This window comes from Methylomonas sp. MS20, from assembly GCF_050275925.1.
GTDB lineage: Bacteria > Pseudomonadota > Gammaproteobacteria > Methylococcales > Methylomonadaceae > Methylomonas > Methylomonas koyamae_A.
Genome location: NZ_CP189962.1, coordinates 5,396,326 through 5,414,284 on the forward strand (window position 1 = coordinate 5,396,326; position 17,959 = coordinate 5,414,284).

Here is a 17,959-nt window from a genome sequence, read left to right on the forward strand (position 1 = left end):
CTATCTAAACTTGTCTTGAAAGGCCTAAACGGCGGATGCACCGGCAACGATCTCGGAAATTTCCTGGGTGATGGCGGCCTGTCTGGCTTTGTTGTACACCAGTTGCAATTCCTTGATGATGTTTCCGGCATTGTCGGAAGCACTCTTCATCGCCACCATCCGGGCGGCCTGCTCGCAAGCGTTGTTTTCCACCAAACCTTGAAACACCGTGGATTCGACGTAACGAATCAGTAAACTGTCCAGAACGTCCTTGGCACTGGGCTCGTACAAATAGTCCCAATGGCCGGACAAAGCCGGCTCCAACTCGCCAACTTGCACCGGCAACAACTGTTGCAGAACCGGCTTCTGCGTCATCGTGTTGACGAAGTCGTTGCTGATCAGAAACACTTGGTCGATCCGGCCCGCTTCGTAGGCATCCAGCATTATTTTCACGGTCCCGATGATGTCGGTTTGGTGCGGCGTGTCGCCGAGCTTGGTCGCCTGACCGAGCAGGTTGGCATTCAGCAGGTTGAAAAACACGGCCGCCTTGCCGCCGATCGCGCACACATCGATTTCGATGCCGTTAGCGCGCCATTGCTGCATTTCGACCAATATCTTCCTAAACAGGTTGGCGTTCAGGCCGCCGCACAAGCCGCGGTCGGAACTAACCACGATAATGCCCACCCGCTTAACCTCGCGTTCGATCAGGAACGGATGTTTATATTCCGGATTGGCATAGGCCAGATGCCGAATGATCTGACCTATTTTTTTTGCGTAAGGCCGGGTTGCTTGCATGCGGTCCTTGGTTTTCCGCATCTTGCTCGCCGCCACCATTTCCATGGCTCGGGTGATCTTCTGAGTATTTTTGATACTCGCGATCTTGGTACGTATCTCTTTGCCAACAGCCATGTGCGGACCCTTTACCAGCTACCGGTCTTGACGAAACGCTCGATGGCGCTGTGAATGCCTTTTTGAATTTCGTCGTTGTAGTCGCCTTTCTCGTTGATTTTAGCCATCAGCGCGGATTCTTCGTTGCGCATGAAATCCAGCAGCGCCGCTTCGAACGCACGGACTTGCTTGACTTCCAAGCTATCCAGGAAACCGGAGTTCGCCGCGTATAACGAAACACCCATTTCGGCAACCGACATCGGCGCGTATTGGTTTTGCTTCATCAACTCGGTCACGCGTTGTCCGCGTTCGATTTGCTTGCGGGTGCTTTCGTCCAAATCGGATGCGAACTGCGCGAAGGCCGCCAACTCGCGGAACTGCGCCAAGTCCAGACGAATACCGCCGCCCAGTTTTTTGATGATCTTGGTTTGCGCCGCGCCGCCAACCCGCGATACCGACAGACCCGCGTTGACCGCCGGACGAATACCTGAGTTGAACAGACCGGTCTCCAGGAAGATCTGGCCGTCGGTGATCGAAATCACGTTGGTCGGAACGAAGGCCGAAACGTCGCCGCCTTGGGTTTCGATGATCGGCAGAGCGGTCAACGAACCGGTTTTACCTTGCACTTTACCGCCGGTTAGCTTCTCGACTTCGGCTGCATTAATACGGGCCGCGCGCTCTAACAAACGAGAGTGAATGTAGAATACGTCGCCTGGGTAAGCTTCGCGTCCCGGAGGACGGCGCAACAGCAGCGAAATCTGACGATACGCCCAAGCCTGCTTGGTCAAGTCGTCATAAATGATCAGCGCGTCTTCGCCTTTATCGCGGAAGTACTCGCCCATCGAGCAGCCGGTGTACGGCGCGATGAATTGCAGCGCGGCGGATTCCGAGGCTGACGCCACGACGATAATGGTGTGATCCATCGCGCCGTGTTCTTCCAGTTTGCGGACCACGTTGGCGATAGACGAGCGTTTTTGCCCGATCGCAACGTAGATGCATTTAATACCGGTACCTTTTTGATTGATGATCGCGTCGACGGCAATTGCTGTCTTACCGGTTTGACGGTCGCCGATGATCAGCTCCCGTTGGCCGCGGCCGACCGGAATCATCGAGTCGATCGCTTTCAAGCCGATTTGGACCGGTTGATCAACCGATTGACGGGCAATAACGCCTGGAGCGATTTTTTCGATCGGCGAGCTCAAGGCGGTATCGATCGGACCCTTGCCGTCGATCGGATTACCCAACGCGTCGACCACGCGACCCAGCAGCGCGTCCCCAACCGGCACTTCCAAAATCCGGCCGGTGCATTTGACGGTGTCGCCTTCGGTGATGTCTTGATAACCGCCCAACATGACCACACCGACGGAATCGCGTTCCAAGTTCAATGCCATGCCATAAGAGCCGCCGGGAAACTCCAGCATTTCGCCTTGCATTACTTCCGACAATCCGTGAACCCTAACGATACCGTCGGTCACACTGACCACGGTACCTTCCGTATGGGCTTCAAGGTGGGCGTCGAAATTTTCGATCTTCTTCTTGATCAGATCACTGATTTCTGATGGATTTAATTGCATGTTATTTTCCCGCTCTAACTCTTAAAGTCTTTTGGCTAATTGATGAAGCTGGCCTCTGACGGAACCGTCGATGACTTTATCGCCGGCTCTGGCGAGTATGCCCCCAATTAACGATTTATCGACAGAAACGGCAGCGTTGACTTTTTTGTTCAAGACTTTTTCAAGCATGGCGACATATTTGCCTTGCTCGGCCTTGCTCAACGCGTATGCACTGTACAAGTCGACATTGATATAGCCTTCGTCGTCGGCTTTGTGCTGTTCGAACATTGTCGCAATTTGCGGCAACAGCGACAGCTTGTCGTTGTCTATCAGTATCTTGATCAGATTTTTCGCTTCATCCAGAACATGGTCTCCGCAAATGTCGAAAACCAAGTTCGTAATGTTCTGTTTACCCACTCTAGGGTTATTCAAAATGTCGGACAGGGCCGGTTCCCGCAGCGCCAAAGACAAAAAAGCCAACGAATCGGACCATGCGGCGACAGCGTCGCCCTCCTTGGCACGCTTGAACACAGCTTCGGCATAAGGTCTTGCTAGTGTCGCTAACTCAGCCATGGCCTAACCCAATTGGTCCGCTGCTTTGCTGAGAATATCCTGATGCTTGGCCTTGTCGATTTCTTCTTTCAATATCTGTTCGGCCGCGCGCAACGCCAACGAGGAAACTTCCTTACGCAGACTTTCCCTGGCTTGCAGCAATTCTTGCTCGATTTGGGCCTTGGCCGCTTCCAATAACCGTTCGCCTTCTTTTTTGGCTTGGTCCTTGGCATCCTCGACTAACAGGTTGGCGCGCTTTTGAGCGGCACCGACAATCTCGGAAGATTGCTCCTTGGCTTCCTTCAAGATGGATTTGGCTTTTTTCTCGGCCAATTTGATTTCTTCTTGGCCTCTCTCGGCCGCCGCCAATCCTTCGGCGATCTTTTTTCTGCGCTCTTCCAAAACGCCCAATAGGTATGACCAGACGTACTTCTCGGTGAACCACACCAGAAGCGCGAAGGTAATCATCTGCCCGATTAGGGTTAGATTGATACTCATGAATGTTCCTCGTTATACCGTTGCCCGATTGATTATTGAGGTAAGGCTATGCCGTAACCCCGATCGACAATCTTGCAATTAGCCAGCAACCGCTTGAACAGCCGCCAGGAACGGGTTTGCAAACGCCAACATCAACGCCAGACCCACACCGATCATCGCTACCGCGTCCAACAGACCGGCGATCAAAAACATTTTGCCTTGCAGCATCGGCACCAATTCAGGTTGGCGAGCGGCGGCTTCCAGGAATTTACCGCCCAACAGACCGAAACCAATCGCGGTGCCAATGGCGGCCAAGCCGAGGATAATGCCCACTGCGATTGCGGTAGAGGCTTGAACATTGGCAATTAATGATGCGATTTCCATAGTGTCTCCTAATAAAAGGTAAGTAGTTATAAAGTGAATGAATTAGTGGTCTTCGTGGGCCAAACTCAAATAAACGATAGTCAGGACCATGAAGATGAAGGCTTGCAGCGTGATAACCAGAATGTGAAATATCGCCCAAGGAAAACCCAAGATCGGTTGTATCGCTGGCGGCAGCAACGCGATCAGAATAAAGATCAATTCGCCGGCATACAAGTTACCGAACAACCGCAAACCCAGAGAAATCGGCTTGGCCAGCTCTTCCACGGTTTTCAGGATCAGGTTGAACGGAATCATGACCGGATGATGGAAAGGCGTCAGCGTGAATTCCTTGATGAAACCCAATACGCCCTTAATCTTGATGCTGTAAAAGAAGATCAGCACGAATACGCTCAGCGACAACGCGAAAGTCCCGTTCAAATCGGTACTCGGTACCACGCGCAAATAGGGGATTCCCATCCAGCCGCCCAACATCGGCAACAGGTCCACCGGCAACATGTCCATCGCATTCCACAGGAATACCCAACAGAAAATCGTCAACGCCAGTGGAGCAATCAATTTGCTACGGCCGTGAAACGTGTCCTTCACCTGGGTATCGACGAACTCGATCAACAGCTCGGCGAAATTCTGCGCCAAGCCCGGCACTCCGGTGGTTGCCTTGCCGACGACGGTCTTAAAAAAGCCCAGAAATAAACCACCCAATACGGCCGAAAAAAACAGAGTATCCAGATGTAGAGCCCAAAAACCCTCGCCAACCGACAGCGGAGTCAAGTGATGGACTATATAACCTGTCGCGCCACCTTCACTAGCCATTTTTCCTCGCAAAAATCTAAATGCGCTACGTCAACAGCGCAAACCAAAATACCGATAATACTGCGGCGTAACCCAACAGCAACATCAAAAAATCGATGGCGGGAATCTGTAACGCCAAGATGAACAGAGCCGCGGTCAAAGCCAATTTAATCGTTTCACCCGAATAAAAGGCATTCACGACTTTTCTGGCGCCGCCATGTCTGACCAGATGCAGCCGGTAAGCAAAATACAGATTCGGTATCAATGCCACCAAACCGCCCAGCAACGCTGACAGCGCGGATTTCCAAGCGCCCATCAATAAAAATCCCGATGCCACCAACGCGGCCATCAGGACCTGTCCAAGCAAGACTTTTCCGACAGTAGAAAACGCATTTCCAACTGCCATCCGCTTCCCCTTTTCTTTTAAGCCGAGGGATTATATCCAGCCCCACCTGCTAAAGCAAGGTAAGGGCTTGGGAAGCCCCGTCCCAACCGCCCCCAGAAACCACAACAATCATCTGTGATTTTAGGTTTTCGGAGTATAAGCAACTGCCATGCCAGCACAAAAAACCCGATTTTCCTGTCAATTTCGACGCCTTCCTTGTTGCGAACCTTACAATTCCGCCGGATCGATGGCGTAAGCCCGACACTGCAAGCATCCTGCCCGAGAAATTTATCGGAATGGAGATAGCCAAGCATCGCTTGGGCCGCCAAACCGATCGCTCACGCCACCCGCTAATCAGCCTGGCTAAAAACCCGCTGTCAGCCTATTCGGCCGATAATCCCCTCCAGCTCCTCCAAACTACTGTAATTGATGACCAGCTTGCCCTTACCGTTGCTTTGGTGATTGATCTCGACCTTTGCCCCGGTGCGTTCGGACAATTCGCGCTGCAATCTCAAGGTGTCCGGGTCGAGCTTCTTGGCGACGGCCGGCTTTTCGTCGTGCAGTTCGCGCACCAGCTTTTCGACGGCGCGCACGGTCAGATGCTGTTTCACGGCCTTGTTGGCGATTTCGACTTGCTTGGCCTCATCCAAGCCCAGCATGGCGCGGGCATGGCCCATTTCCAATTGTCCGCGCGCCAGCATGGTTTTAACCTCGCCGGCGAGATCCAGCAAGCGCAACAAATTCGTCACTGTGGTCCGCGACTTGCCGACCGACTCGGCAATCTGCTGATGCGTCAATTCGAATTCGTCGAGCAAGCGGTGCAAGGCCTCGGCCTCTTCGAGCGCATTCAAATCCTCGCGCTGGATGTTCTCGATCAAAGCCACCGCCATCACCGAGCGGTCGTCGATGTCCTTGACGATGACCGGCACTTCGGCCAGCTCCGCCAACTGAGCGGCGCGCCAACGACGCTCGCCGGCAATTATCTCGTATTTATCGCCATCGGTCTTGCGCACGACGATCGGCTGAATGATGCCCTGCGCGGCAATCGAATCCGACAGTTCCTTCAGTTTTTCCGGGTCCATGTCTCGGCGCGGCTGGTATTTGCCGCGCTGCAGAAATTCGATGGGGAGTTTCTGCACGTCTTGCGGCTTCTCGGCGCTGGCCGGTGGCGATACCACGTCGCCAAGCAGCTCGCTCAATCCCCGGCCTAATCCGCGTTTTTTTTGCATCATGATTTGGCAGCCTTGTGTTTTCGTATCAGTTCGCCGGCCAACGCGATATAGGCCACCGCGCCGCGCGAAGCCTTATCGTAGGTCAGCACCGGTACGCCGTGACTCGGCGCTTCGGCCAGCCGAATGTTTCGGGGTATCGTGGTCCTGAACACCTTGTCACCGAAATACTCGATCAATTGGTCGGACACATCCTTGCCGAGGCGACTGCGATTGTCGACCATGGTGCGCAGGATGCCTTCCAGATGCAGGCCGGGGTTGACGCTGTCGCGGATATTACGCAACGTGGACATCAGCGACGACAAGCCTTCCAGCGAGTAATACTCGCACTGCATCGGAATCAGTACGCTCTGGGCGGCCACCATGGCGTTCAGCGTCAACATGTTCAAGGACGGCGGGCAGTCGATCAGAATGTAATCGTATTGCTCCCTGACCGGCAGCAATGCGTCGGCCAGCCGCCGCTCGCGGTGCTGGGCACCCATTAATTTGACTTCGGCGGCGGTCAGATCGGCGTTGCCGGGAATCAGGTCGAAACCCAACTCGCGATTTTTCAGAATGATGCCGGAGACCGGCACCTCTTCCAGCAGCAATTCGCAACTGGAATATTCCAGCTCATCCTTGTTCACGCCGCAGCCCATCGCCGCGTTGCCTTGCGGATCGAGGTCGATCAATAACACCTTACGCTTGGTGGCGGCCAAGGCCGCCGCCAGATTGACGCTGGTCGTGGTTTTGCCGACCCCGCCCTTTTGATTGGTGATCGCGATAATCTTAGCCATGCTTGATTCCTTGTACCCGAATCAGACAACGCTCGGCGTCTATGCCGGGCACCGTCAGCGGTATCAGTTGAGTTTCGGCGTCGATTCCCGCCAGTTCGTCGCGCGGATTTTGGCCCTTCATCGCCAGCAGGATACCGTCTTCGGCCAGTAAATGGCCGGTCAGCGCGATGATGTCGGGCAACGAAGCGAAAGCGCGAGTCAACACCGCATCGAATCCGGCATCCGGCGCCCACTGTTCGACTCGCGCATGCACGACGTCGACATTGCCCAGCTTTAGTTCCAGCGCGGCCTGTCGCACGAAACGAGTTTTCTTGGAATTGGAGTCGACCAGCGTAAAACGGCAATCCGGCCGGCAAATCGCCAGAGGAATACCCGGCAAACCGGCACCGGTACCGATGTCGGCGATTCGGGTCGGTTTCAAATGCGGCAGAATCGCCAAACTGTCGAGCAAATGCAGACTGACCATCTCCAACGGATCGCGCACGGCGGTCAGATTATAAGCCTTGTTCCACTTAACCATCAGCTGGATGAAGCGCAGCAGTGCGTCGATCTCACTGTCGCTGGTCGGCAAAGCCAAGGCCGTCAAGCCTTGCAGCAGTTTTTCCCGGCAAGCATCCATCAGGCGCTTTTCTTTTTAAGATGCACCAATAACAGCGAAATTGCCGCCGGGGTGATGCCGGGAATCCGCGACGCCTGGCCCAGTGTTTCCGGCCTTTGTTTTTTCAGCTTCTCGCTGACTTCGTTGGACAGTCCAGATACCAGACTGTAATCGACGTTTTCCGGTAGCTTCAAATGCTCGTAGCGCTGAGTTCGGTTGATCTCGGTTTGTTGGCGGTCGATGTAGCCGGCGTATTTGGCCTGGATCGCCACTTGCTCGGCGACTTGTTCGTCGATGTCGCCTTCGTCGCTGAAATGCTGCAATAAATTGTCGACGTCCACTTCCGGCCGGCGCAGCATCTCCATCAGACTGGCTTCCTTCAACAGCTTTTTGCCCCACAACTCTTCGGCCAACGCCGCTTCGTCGGATTCGGTGCGTATCCATTTTTTAGCCAGCTTGCCCTGTAGATTAGCGATAGCTTCGCGCTTTTCCTCGAAGCGGCGCCAGCGTTCGTCGTCGACCAAACCCAATTCTCGGCCTTGTTCGGTCAGGCGCAAATCGGCATTGTCCTCGCGCAACTGCAAGCGGTATTCGGCGCGGCTGGTGAACATCCGGTAGGGTTCGGCGGTGCCGCGCGTGATCAAATCGTCGATCATCACGCCGATGTAGGCTTCCTCGCGGCCGGGGCACCAACTTTCCAAACCTTTCGCCAATCTTGCCGCGTTCAAGCCGGCGATCAAACCTTGAGCGGCGGCTTCTTCGTAGCCGGTGGTGCCGTTGATCTGGCCGGCAAAGAACAGCGCATTCATATGCTTGGTTTCCAGCGAGGTTTTCAAATCGCGCGGGTCGAAGAAATCGTATTCGATCGCATAGCCGGGCCTGACGATTTCGGCGTTTTCGAAGCCGAGCATGGTGCGGATAAACCGATACTGAATGTCGAACGGCAGGCTGGTGGAGATGCCGTTGGGATAGACCTCGTTGGTGGTCAGACCTTCCGGTTCGACGAAAATTTGATGCGAATCGCGCTCGGCAAAGCGCACCACCTTATCTTCTATCGACGGGCAATAACGCGGGCCGACGCCTTCGATGATGCCGGAATACATCGGCGATCTATCCAGACCGGAGCGGATAATGTCGTGGGTTTGCTGGTTGGTGCGGGTGATATGACAGCAGATTTGCCTTGGATGCTGTTCGCGGCTGCCCATGAACGAAAATACCGGCAGCGGCGTGTCGCCGTGCTGCTCTTGCAATTTGCCGTAGTCGATGGTCCGGCCGTCGATCCGGGCCGGCGTACCGGTTTTCAAGCGACCGATGCGAAACGGGAGTTCGCGCAGGCGCTGCGCCAAATCGATCGAAGCCGCATCGCCGGCGCGGCCGCCACTATAATTTTCCAGCCCGATGTGGATGCGGCCGGCCAGAAAGGTACCGGCGGTCAACACCACGGCTTTGGCGCTAAATTCCAAGCCCATCTGGGTTTTAACGCCGGTCACCCGGTCGCCCTGCACGATCAAGTCCGAAACGGTTTGCTGAAACAAGGCCAGATTCGGCTGATTTTCCAACGCGGAACGCACCGCCTGTTTATACAGCATCCGATCCGCCTGCGCGCGGGTCGCGCGCACCGCCGGACCCTTGCTGGCGTTCAGAATCCGAAACTGGATGCCGCCTTTATCGATGGCTTTGGCCATGACGCCGCCAAGCGCATCGACCTCTTTCACCAAATGGCCCTTGCCGATGCCGCCGATGGCTGGATTGCAGCTCATTTGCCCCAAGGTTTCGATGTTTTGGGTCAACAGCAGGGTTTGCGCGCCGGTGCGAGCCGCCGCCAGCGCCGCCTCGGTGCCGGCATGGCCGCCGCCGACCACGATCACATCAAAGTCTTTCTGGAATTTCACAGGCAATTCACGCTCGAATAGGGTTAAAATAACACGCTATTTTAATGGCTTACGGAGAAAAAAGCATGAAAAAACAAAAGCAGGGCAAGGGTTTGCATGAACCGCCCACCCATAACCCGGTCGCGAAATTCGCCCACCGTTACAACAAACACCAAATTTTCGCCGATAAACGCGCCTACCAACGCAAAGGCAAACACCGCGGGCAGGAGCCCTTTGCCATCGTTTCGGCCGAGCCGATGGCAAAGGGCTTAGCCGAACTAAACCAGCGTGTTCCGACCCGCCTCGGGCCGGTCGGTTCCGCCAGACTACGCTAACCGCCCATCGAGACGATTCCGGCCGCCCCCTGGCCGTACTTTGAGGATTTCCCGCGCAGTGAAAGCAAGCATAGAAGACAAAGTTCAAACCCGAATTCCCACCAAACACGGCGAATTCATCCTGCACTACTACAGCAACAGTCTGGACGACAAGGAACACGTCGCCTTCGTCAAGGGCGAGGTCGCCGGCAAGGACAACGTACCGGTACGCATACACTCCGAATGCTTCACCGGCGACGTATTGGGTTCGCGGCGTTGCGACTGCGGCGCTCAACTGGACATGGCGCTGGGCTTGATCGAGCAGGCCGGCTGCGGCGTGTTGATTTACCTGCGCCAGGAAGGCCGCGGCATCGGCCTGCTGAAAAAGCTGCAAGCTTACAATTTGCAGGATCAGGGGCTGGACACCGTCGATGCTAATATCAAACTGGGACATCTGGCCGACGAACGCCAATACGACATTGCCGCGCTGATTCTCAGCGCCTTACAAGTACGCTCGATCAATTTGATCACCAACAATCCGCAAAAAATCGACGAACTGACCAAACTGGGCGTAAAGGTCCACGACCGGATCGCCATCGAAACCCGGGTTCACGACGACAACGTCGATTATCTGAAAACCAAGGCTGAACGCATGCGCCACATGCTGAACATGCCCGACAGCGAATAAATCTATGCTGGACCATCTGAAACTGCCCGCGTCCGCGCTGAAGCTGACGTTAGACCTGCCGCACCCAACGGCCCCAAACCCGGCGCCCGGCATCCTCGGCCAACAACGCGCCCAATCGGCGCTGGCCTTCGGCATCGCGATGAAGGCACCGGGCTACAATATTTTCGTGATGGGCGAACCCGGCACCGGCCGACTGTCGATGGTCAGTCAATATCTCGGCGAACAGGCCGAACGCCAGGAATCGCCGCTGTCCTACGCCTATGTCGAGAATTTCGACAACCCGCGCGAACCGGTCGCCATCGAGCTACCGTCCGGCGAAGGCCATAACTTCGCCAAGGACATCGAAAAATTGATAGACGGCGTCCTGGCCACCTTTCCGGCCTCGTTCGAAAGTCCCAGTTACCAGCAAAAAAAAACCGCGATCGAGCGCCGTTTCAGCCAACGCTATAACAGCGCGATCGATCTGGTCGACAAAAAGGCCCGCGAGATGGATGTCGCGCTGTACCGCGACAACGACGCCATCACCTTTTTGCCGATCCAAAACAACAAAGCGCTGGACGAGGAACAATTCACACTGCTGCCGCAAGCAGAGCGCGACGCCTTCCATCAACACACCGAGGAACTGGAAGAATATCTGAGCGAAGTGTTGCTGGAGCTGCCGCAGTGGCGGCGGGCGCTGGTCGAGGAAATGCGCCAGCTCGACAACGACACCATCAAGCTGGCCTTGGAGCCGCTGTTGGCCGAATTGACAGGCACCTATCAGAACGTCGACGACGTCATCACCTATCTGGCCGAAGTCGAGAAAAACCTGAGCCTGACCATCGGCGACCTACTGATGCCCAGCCGCAGCGGCGAAGGCCGCGAATTCGTCAGCAAACGCCAAATCCTGATCGAGCAATATCTGCCGAATATTCTGGTCGATTGCAAACACGACGGCGTCGGCGCGCCGGTAATTTACGAACCGCATCCGATTTACCAAAATCTGTTCGGCCGCATCGAGTACGTCAGCGACCAAGGCACATTAGTCACCAACTATCGACGCATCTGTCCCGGTTCGCTGCACCGCGCCAACGGCGGCTATCTGATCCTCGACGCCGAAAAAGTGTTGACCTACCCCTTTGTCTGGGAAGGCCTGAAACGGGCGCTGAAAGCGGGCAAAATCGAAATCGAATCGCCGTACTCGGAATTGGGCATCAACACCATCACGTTAAAACCGGAAGTGATTCCGCTCAACGTCAAGGTCGTTCTGGTCGGCGATCGCGACATCTACTACCTGCTGGAAGAGCTGGATAGCGAATTCAACGAGATGTTCCGGGTGCTGGCCGATTTCGACGACCACATCAAACGCACGCCCGACAACGTCGGCCAGTTCGTGCAACTACTGACCCGCCACGCCGCCGACTCCGGCGCCAAAGCCTTGACCGACCAGGCCTTGCTGCGGCTAATCGAACACAGTTGCCGCTTGGCGGAGGATCAAGGCCGCTTGTCGGCCCACGTCAATCAATGCCTGGAAATCATCGCCGAGGCCAATTTACTCGCCGGACAATCTGGCGCCGACGATATCGGCAAACCGGAAATCGAACTGGCGCTGAGCGCCCGCGAGCAGCGCAACGGCCGTATCGCCGAGGCGATACTCGAGGAAATGCTGGACGGCACGATTTTGATCGATACCGACGGCCAAGCCATCGGCAAGGTCAACGGGCTGACCGTAATGGACATCGGCGGCAGCAGCTTCGGCGCGCCGGCCCGAATCACCGCGACGGTACATCCCGGCTCGCGAGGCATCGTCGACATCGAACGCGAAGTCGAACTCGGCCAGCCCATCCATTCCAAGGGCGTGATGATCTTGACCGGCTATCTGGGCCATTGTTACGCCCAGCAATTTCCGCTGGCGATCTCGGCCAGCATCGCGATGGAGCAATCTTACGGCCACATCGACGGCGACAGCGCCTCGCTGGCCGAATTGTGCTGCTTGATCTCCGCGCTGACCCGCACCCCGATCCGACAAGACTTGGCGATGACCGGATCGATCAATCAATACGGGGAAGTGCAGGCCATCGGCGGCGTCAACGAAAAAATCGAAGGCTTCTTCGCGCTGTGCCAGGCGCGCGGCCTGACCGGTACCCAGGGCGTGATCATACCAACCTCCAATAAACGCCATTTGATGTTGAAACAGGATGTCATCGACGCGGTGGAAAAAGGCCTGTTCGAAATTTACGCGGTATCCAAGGCCGACGAAGCGCTCAGTCTGTTAACCGGCCAGGACGCCGGCGCGATGAACGAAGCCGGGCAATATCCGGAAGGCAGCGTGAATTTCAAGGCCGTGGCCCGCTTGAAGGAAATTTCCGATCTGGCCTCCGACGACGACAAGGAAACCGAAACCGGTTAACCCTGCCAAGGCAGCCGCCCAAACTTAGCTTAGGGCGGCAAGCTCCTTCCCCGGCTCGGCTTGCTCGGCGACGGGGAAGAATCAAGTTTGCTAGGCCGAACGCCTTCCGCCAAGTAAGCGCAGCATCGCGATACCGGACAGCATCAATGGTAACGCGGCCGGTACCGGGACCGTCGCGATACCTTCCCGGAACCACAGATCGAACGGCGCCTCAATGCCCGCGTAAACGGCGCCCCCGAAATACGGCTCGCCTTGCGCATAGGCATCGATTTTAAACCCGGTACCGAAGATGCCCAGGTCCGAGGACTCGGCACCGTTGCGGAAAACTTCCCACACGTAAGTATTGCCGGCCGTCAAACCGACCGGCGCGGCGAAATTGAAACGCACCATTTCCGGCGCATGAAAAGGCCGCGACTCCGGTTGATCGGCAAAAAACACCGTCTCGCTGACGCCCAGAATCGTGCCGCTAATGTCGGCTTCGCGAATTCTGAGCGCAATGTCGTCGCCGGCTCCGAAATCCGGATTTTGGTCGTTGATCATCAACTCTACGAAATCCAGCGACGCCAGACCGGGCCGGAAGCTTTGCCCGATCGGGCCGGCGTTGAGGGTAAAACCGCCGGAAACGATGCTGTCGTTGGCTTGATCGACAATATCGGCCAACGCCGCCCGACTCGACAAACCCAGCGTTAATGCCAATCCCAGCGTAAACAAACCGGCCTTGCAAGCCGGCGCTATCCAGCGCCCCGCGCCGGTGTCGGAATAGAGGTAATCCATGGTATTTCTCCCGTCAATTCTAAGAACCGGCCGTCGCGGCCGACATGAGTTCACGCCAACGCGACCATCACCGAAACGGGCTTAGGCGAGACACCGGCGAACCACGTAAACCGTGTATTCCATCGTCTCGAATCGTTAGCGTTGGGAAGTGTAAAAAAGACGGGGCCGGTTGGCGGTGAACTATTTCACCGCCAACCGGCGAATACTGCACTTTGCCGCCGCGACGACACTACAACGGAGAGCGAAAGTCCTTGAATAGCGACGTCCGCCTGACCAATAGTCGGCGGCTCTTTCCGCTTTAAACTATCCGGCGTTTGCGGTTGCCCGCCAAAAACCCTAACAAACCGCTTGCAAACAACCCGGCCGCCGCCGGCAAAGGAACCGCGGCCGGCGCGCCGTACAAGTATTGCGCGCCGGCGATGTCGTCGGCGTCCAATTCGCGATTGATCCTGAACCAACAAGCCGAATCGTCGACCTGCATCACCGGACAACCGCCGCCGACCGGCGGGTGAGCCAAGCCTAATGCGTGTCCCATTTCATGCAGCAACAAACTCTCGAAATCGTTGGGCGCGGTGGAGTCACTGGGGAATAAATCGCCGTCGTTACCCGGTTGGAAAGCATAAAACGAGTTTGCCGCGAAGATGATGTCGCCGCTACCGGTGCCGCCGTTGGGCGGTGGCGCGTAGCCGACCGCGCCGCCGCCGGAACTGAAATCGAAAGCGCCGATGCGAATGTCCGGCGTGCCGGCGCCGGCGTGATTGATCGGCAAACCGGAGTCGGACAGCGGCCCGACAAAGCTGATGTTGGCAACGCCGGCCCATTTGTCGAAAGCCGCCTGGATGTAGCCGATTAAATCGGTCAGCGGCGTCAGCGTATAACCGGTACCGGGTGAGTTTTCGATCCAAATCGACGTTTTCGCGGTACCGGAGCACGCGCTATCGCAATATGCCGAACCGGCCGTGCCTTCCGGAATAAAGCCCCAAGTCACGCTGCCGCCGGGGGTACCGGGCGTATTGTCGCCACCCCATTTCAAAACGCCGCCGTTCCCATCGGGAAATGTCGCGTAAGCCTGGGCGGCCCCGGACAATACCGCCAAACCTAAACCGACCACCATTGCATACGATCGATAACTCATAAATACCCCCTCCACACGAGAGTCAATGAAGACGCCGGCCAGACCGGCACAGAAAATCAGCCGAGCGCGGACCGCTCGGCAACAGATACTCCGGTTCCAGGGCGGGCATCGACGCGGGCCAGACCGGTTTTTTACTTGACGCGCATCACAAAATTTGCCGCGCCAGTGCGCTCTATAGCACGTTTTTTAAAAAAATCAAAAATTTTGCTTGACCGTGCCTAGCGTTTGGCGTCAGACCGGCTTTTCCAGTCGCTCCAAGCTCAAGTCGGTCACCTTAGGCTGCCAAAGCATTGGATTTTCCGGGAATGGGAGCAGAACGCCCGTGCGCCGATAACCGCGGCGCTGGTAATACGCTAGCAATTCGGCGCGGCGTGGAATCACGAACATCGCGAAACGTTCGATCGGCCAAGTTCGCGCCGCCAAGTCTTCGGCGGCGCCCAACAAGCGCCGGCCCACGCCCCGGTTCTGCCGCGCCGGATCGACCGTAAGCATGCCTATCTGGGCTTCGCGATCGGCCAGGCGCACTTGCACGCAAGCCACCAGCCGGTCGGCTTCGAAACCGGCAACCATTAATACAGCGGGGTCCGTCAGCGCGGCCGTCAGCTCCTCGGCATCGGTGCGCTTGCCGTCCAGCAAATCGGCCTCGGTGGTCCAACCCAAACGGCTGGCCTCGCCGCGATAGGCTGAATTGACTAAATCCGCCAAGGCTGGGGCATCGTGAAGTTGAGCACGCAGGAAGGTCAGTGGGAACATACGGTGATCTGGCGTTGAGAAATTGCCGGCACTCGGGCCGGGTCGGGAATTGCTGCTAGGCTAGACGATAACCAGACCGCGCTCAAGCGCATGTTTTCGGGAGCCCGCCGTGGACACCTGCCCTAAATGCCAACACGCCCTAGCACAACCCGCCCCGACCATCTGCCCCCACTGCGGCGTGGTGTTCGAAAAGTATTTGCGCTATCACGCGGATCCAAACCGGCCAGCCCCGATGCCAACCACTCGGGTCGAATTTGCGCCAACGCCCTCGGCCGATTGGCTCTCGGATACCTATGCCGACAGCGAGTTCGCCTTCTGGGGCCGAGCGCTATTGCTCGCGTTGTTCGCGCTATGGAGTTGGATATTGATCGTTCCGCCGATCGCCGCTAACGCCGCCGGCTCGTCGTTTTTGCATTTGGTCAATCTGCCTTTCCACGAAGCCGGCCATCTCATTTTCCGACCCTTCGGCGCCTTTGTCACATCGCTGGGCGGCACATTGGGCCAGTTACTGATGCCGACGATTTGCATGGCAACCCTGTTCATAAAAACCCGCGACCCGTTTGGTGCCGCGCTGTGTTTGTGGTGGCTGGGCGAAAATTTTTTGGACATCGCCCCCTACATCGACGACGCTCGGGCCGGGCAACTACCATTGCTGGGCGGCAACTTTGGCCACTCCGCACCTTACGGTTTTCACGACTGGGAATATTTGCTGACCGAATCCGGCCTGCTGGCCCACGATCACGCCATCGCCAAATTTTCCAAATTCGTCGGGTCGCTGACGATGCTGGCGGCACTGGCCGGCGGAAGTGCTATTCTGGTTCGGCAGCGCGCCATCCTGGCGGCGCGGCGCTAACCGAGCCGGACTGTTAACGCTTCAGCCAGGTTTTCACCCGGTCCTTAACTCGCTGTTTGGCGAGTCTGGACCAACGGTACAAGGCCGTCTCGGCGATTTTGGCGTGCGCCCAGCGTAACCAGCCGGTAATCGTGCCGTACAGCCAGGCCAATACCGCAAAACTCAGCAATTGCGGCTTGGTCAGAGTGAACACGCGCGCCACCAACAACGTACCCAACAATTTGGCGACGATTTCCAGTACCAAACCTTGCAGCAACAAACCGTGCAGCAGCAACCACAGCGCCGCCAGATTCAACGGCGTAACCAGTAAAATCGGTACGGTAATGGCTATTAGCGCGACACCCGGCGAGCAGCGGCTTAGCCAGCGTTCGATGCGTTCCAGGCCCAGCGCCAGCGCCAGATAGTGGCCGCAAGCGGACAGAAAATCCCACAACCATTCCTCGACGATCAGCGCGACGGCCAACAAGGTCAGCAATAATCTGTTCATGATTTCCTCGGGATGCCGGTATCGCCGACCACTATAACCGATCGCGGCCCAAGCCGTCCGCAGTCTGCAATCGTACCGGGCGGTAGCCGTGGCGGCTCAACTATGCGAGGATAATGCCGCCTCTTTAGCGCAGGAACCACCGATGATTGAAAACGCCTATTTGGAATCCGCGTCCGGCGTGCGCATGCCGCCACTCATTTACGGCACCGCCTGGAAACAGGAACGCACCGCCGAGTGGGTCGAGCTCGCTCTCACCCAAGGATTTCGCGGTATAGATACCGCCTGTCAACCCAAACATTACCATGAAGCCGGCGTCGGGGCCGGTCTGGCGACCGCGCTGACTCGCTTGAACCTGGATCGCGCCGCGATTTATCTACAAACCAAATTCACGCCGCTCAACGGCCATGATCCGCTACGCATACCCTACGACCCGAACGCCAGCCTGGAACAGCAAGTCGCCCAGTCGTTCGCGGTGTCGCTACAAAATCTGCGCACCGACTATTTGGACTGCTTGGTATTGCACTCGCCGCTAGCCGACCGCCAGCAGCTGTTAACCGTGTGGCAAGCCATGCAGACCATTCAGCGCAACGGCGGCACCCGGCAACTGGGCATCAGCAATTGCTACGATCCGGAGCTCTTCGAATTCCTGTACCAACAAGCCGAAGTCAAACCCGCCGTGCTGCAAAACCGCTTTTACGCCGACACCGGTTACGACAAGGCGCTGCGGGTGTTCTGCCGGACTAACCGCGTGGTTTACCAAAGTTTCTGGACCTTGACGGCCAACCCCAAAATATTGACCGGCAGCGTCGTCGCCAATCTGGCCGAGCGCTTGGGCCGCCGCCCGGCACAAGTGTTTTTCCGATTTTTGACCCAAATCGGCATCGTACCGTTGACCGGCACCACCTCGGCCGATCACATGCGCGAGGATTTGGCGATTTTCGATTTCGAACTCAGCGAAGCCGAATGCGCCGAGTTGGCGGCACTATTGGACTAGCGCCAACCGCCGCCGTCCCGCGCCGGCTAAGCTACAATAGTTCATTGGTTTGTTGTTAATCCGGCCACCACGTATTCGAACCGCCGAATTC

Annotated in this window: 20 protein-coding genes; 5 read left to right on the forward strand and 15 right to left on the reverse strand. The window is 56.7% G+C overall.

Annotated features, from left to right (window positions below):
* Positions 1-24 precede the first annotated feature (24 nt).
* The 11 genes from atpG to mnmG form a co-directional block, all read right to left on the reverse strand.
* Positions 25-888, reverse strand: coding sequence for a F0F1 ATP synthase subunit gamma (gene atpG / locus ACQE3D_RS24075; protein ID WP_313730991.1), 864 nt, complete (start codon positions 886-888; stop codon positions 25-27).
* An 11-nt stretch (positions 889-899) separates the two neighbouring features.
* Entirely contained in the window at positions 900-2,441 is a 1,542-nt protein-coding gene (gene atpA / locus ACQE3D_RS24080; protein WP_064028295.1) for a F0F1 ATP synthase subunit alpha, read from the reverse strand.
* Between the two features lie 21 nt (positions 2,442-2,462).
* Entirely contained in the window at positions 2,463-2,993 is a 531-nt protein-coding gene (locus ACQE3D_RS24085; protein WP_313730990.1) for a F0F1 ATP synthase subunit delta, read from the reverse strand.
* Between the two features lie 3 nt (positions 2,994-2,996).
* On the reverse strand, positions 2,997-3,470 hold the full coding sequence (locus tag ACQE3D_RS24090) for a F0F1 ATP synthase subunit B (protein ID WP_064028299.1): 474 nt from the start codon (positions 3,468-3,470) through the stop codon (positions 2,997-2,999).
* A 78-nt stretch (positions 3,471-3,548) separates the two neighbouring features.
* A complete protein-coding gene (gene atpE, locus ACQE3D_RS24095; RefSeq protein WP_064028301.1) occupies positions 3,549-3,833 on the reverse strand; it encodes a F0F1 ATP synthase subunit C in 285 nt (94 codons plus the stop codon).
* A gap of 42 nt (positions 3,834-3,875) precedes the next feature.
* Entirely contained in the window at positions 3,876-4,643 is a 768-nt protein-coding gene (gene atpB, locus ACQE3D_RS24100) for a F0F1 ATP synthase subunit A (RefSeq protein WP_064028303.1), read from the reverse strand.
* Between the two features lie 25 nt (positions 4,644-4,668).
* Entirely contained in the window at positions 4,669-5,028 is a 360-nt protein-coding gene (locus tag ACQE3D_RS24105) for an ATP synthase subunit I (RefSeq protein ID WP_313730989.1), read from the reverse strand.
* A gap of 356 nt (positions 5,029-5,384) precedes the next feature.
* Positions 5,385-6,239 carry a ParB/RepB/Spo0J family partition protein gene (locus tag ACQE3D_RS24110; protein ID WP_313730988.1) on the reverse strand — a complete coding sequence of 285 codons (855 nt, stop codon included), beginning with the start codon at positions 6,237-6,239 and terminating at the stop codon, positions 5,385-5,387.
* Positions 6,236-7,012, reverse strand: a complete 777-nt coding sequence (locus tag ACQE3D_RS24115) for a ParA family protein (protein ID WP_313730987.1) — start codon at positions 7,010-7,012, stop codon at positions 6,236-6,238. The genes ACQE3D_RS24110 and ACQE3D_RS24115 overlap by 4 nt, the downstream gene beginning before the upstream one ends.
* A complete protein-coding gene (gene rsmG / locus ACQE3D_RS24120; RefSeq protein WP_313730985.1) occupies positions 7,005-7,631 on the reverse strand; it encodes a 16S rRNA (guanine(527)-N(7))-methyltransferase RsmG in 627 nt (208 codons plus the stop codon). The genes ACQE3D_RS24115 and rsmG overlap by 8 nt, the downstream gene beginning before the upstream one ends.
* Positions 7,631-9,502 (reverse strand): tRNA uridine-5-carboxymethylaminomethyl(34) synthesis enzyme MnmG, encoded by a 1,872-nt coding sequence (gene mnmG, locus ACQE3D_RS24125; protein ID WP_313731071.1) that lies wholly within the window; start codon positions 9,500-9,502, stop codon positions 7,631-7,633. The genes rsmG and mnmG overlap by 1 nt, the downstream gene beginning before the upstream one ends.
* A 65-nt stretch (positions 9,503-9,567) precedes the next feature.
* On the opposite strand from mnmG, the gene ACQE3D_RS24130 reads away from it, so the two are divergent.
* From ACQE3D_RS24130 to ACQE3D_RS24140, 3 genes are read left to right on the forward strand one after another with little or no spacing between them, the layout of a single operon-like run.
* Positions 9,568-9,816 carry a DUF7230 family protein gene (locus ACQE3D_RS24130; protein ID WP_313730984.1) on the forward strand — a complete coding sequence of 83 codons (249 nt, stop codon included), beginning with the start codon at positions 9,568-9,570 and terminating at the stop codon, positions 9,814-9,816.
* 58 nt (positions 9,817-9,874) lie between these two features.
* The gene (gene ribA / locus ACQE3D_RS24135; RefSeq protein WP_071160763.1) at positions 9,875-10,483 is read left to right on the forward strand and encodes a GTP cyclohydrolase II; all 609 of its coding nucleotides are present in this window, start codon (positions 9,875-9,877) and stop codon (positions 10,481-10,483) included.
* 4 nt (positions 10,484-10,487) lie between these two features.
* The gene (locus tag ACQE3D_RS24140) at positions 10,488-12,872 is read left to right on the forward strand and encodes a Lon protease family protein (protein WP_313730983.1); all 2,385 of its coding nucleotides are present in this window, start codon (positions 10,488-10,490) and stop codon (positions 12,870-12,872) included.
* A gap of 90 nt (positions 12,873-12,962) precedes the next feature.
* Here ACQE3D_RS24140 and ACQE3D_RS24145 read toward each other — a convergent pair whose 3' ends face one another.
* The 3 genes from ACQE3D_RS24145 to ACQE3D_RS24155 all read right to left on the reverse strand — a co-directional run bounded on the left by ACQE3D_RS24145 (position 12,963) and on the right by ACQE3D_RS24155 (position 15,534).
* The gene (locus ACQE3D_RS24145; RefSeq protein WP_313730982.1) at positions 12,963-13,646 is read right to left on the reverse strand and encodes a hypothetical protein; all 684 of its coding nucleotides are present in this window, start codon (positions 13,644-13,646) and stop codon (positions 12,963-12,965) included.
* A gap of 298 nt (positions 13,647-13,944) precedes the next feature.
* Entirely contained in the window at positions 13,945-14,781 is an 837-nt protein-coding gene (locus tag ACQE3D_RS24150) for a matrixin family metalloprotease (protein WP_313730981.1), read from the reverse strand.
* Between the two features lie 231 nt (positions 14,782-15,012).
* The gene (locus tag ACQE3D_RS24155) at positions 15,013-15,534 is read right to left on the reverse strand and encodes a GNAT family N-acetyltransferase (protein ID WP_313730980.1); all 522 of its coding nucleotides are present in this window, start codon (positions 15,532-15,534) and stop codon (positions 15,013-15,015) included.
* A 232-nt stretch (positions 15,535-15,766) separates the two neighbouring features.
* Between ACQE3D_RS24155 and ACQE3D_RS24160 the strand changes: the two genes are divergently transcribed.
* A complete protein-coding gene (locus ACQE3D_RS24160; RefSeq protein WP_313730979.1) occupies positions 15,767-16,387 on the forward strand; it encodes a zinc ribbon domain-containing protein in 621 nt (206 codons plus the stop codon).
* A gap of 13 nt (positions 16,388-16,400) precedes the next feature.
* On the opposite strand, the gene ACQE3D_RS24165 is transcribed toward ACQE3D_RS24160, so the two are convergent.
* Positions 16,401-16,874, reverse strand: coding sequence for a hypothetical protein (locus tag ACQE3D_RS24165; protein WP_175463773.1), 474 nt, complete (start codon positions 16,872-16,874; stop codon positions 16,401-16,403).
* A gap of 142 nt (positions 16,875-17,016) precedes the next feature.
* Here ACQE3D_RS24165 and ACQE3D_RS24170 point away from each other — a divergent pair, with 142 nt between their 5' ends.
* Entirely contained in the window at positions 17,017-17,868 is an 852-nt protein-coding gene (locus tag ACQE3D_RS24170) for an aldo/keto reductase family protein (protein ID WP_313730978.1), read from the forward strand.
* The last annotated feature ends 91 nt before the right edge of the window (positions 17,869-17,959 follow it).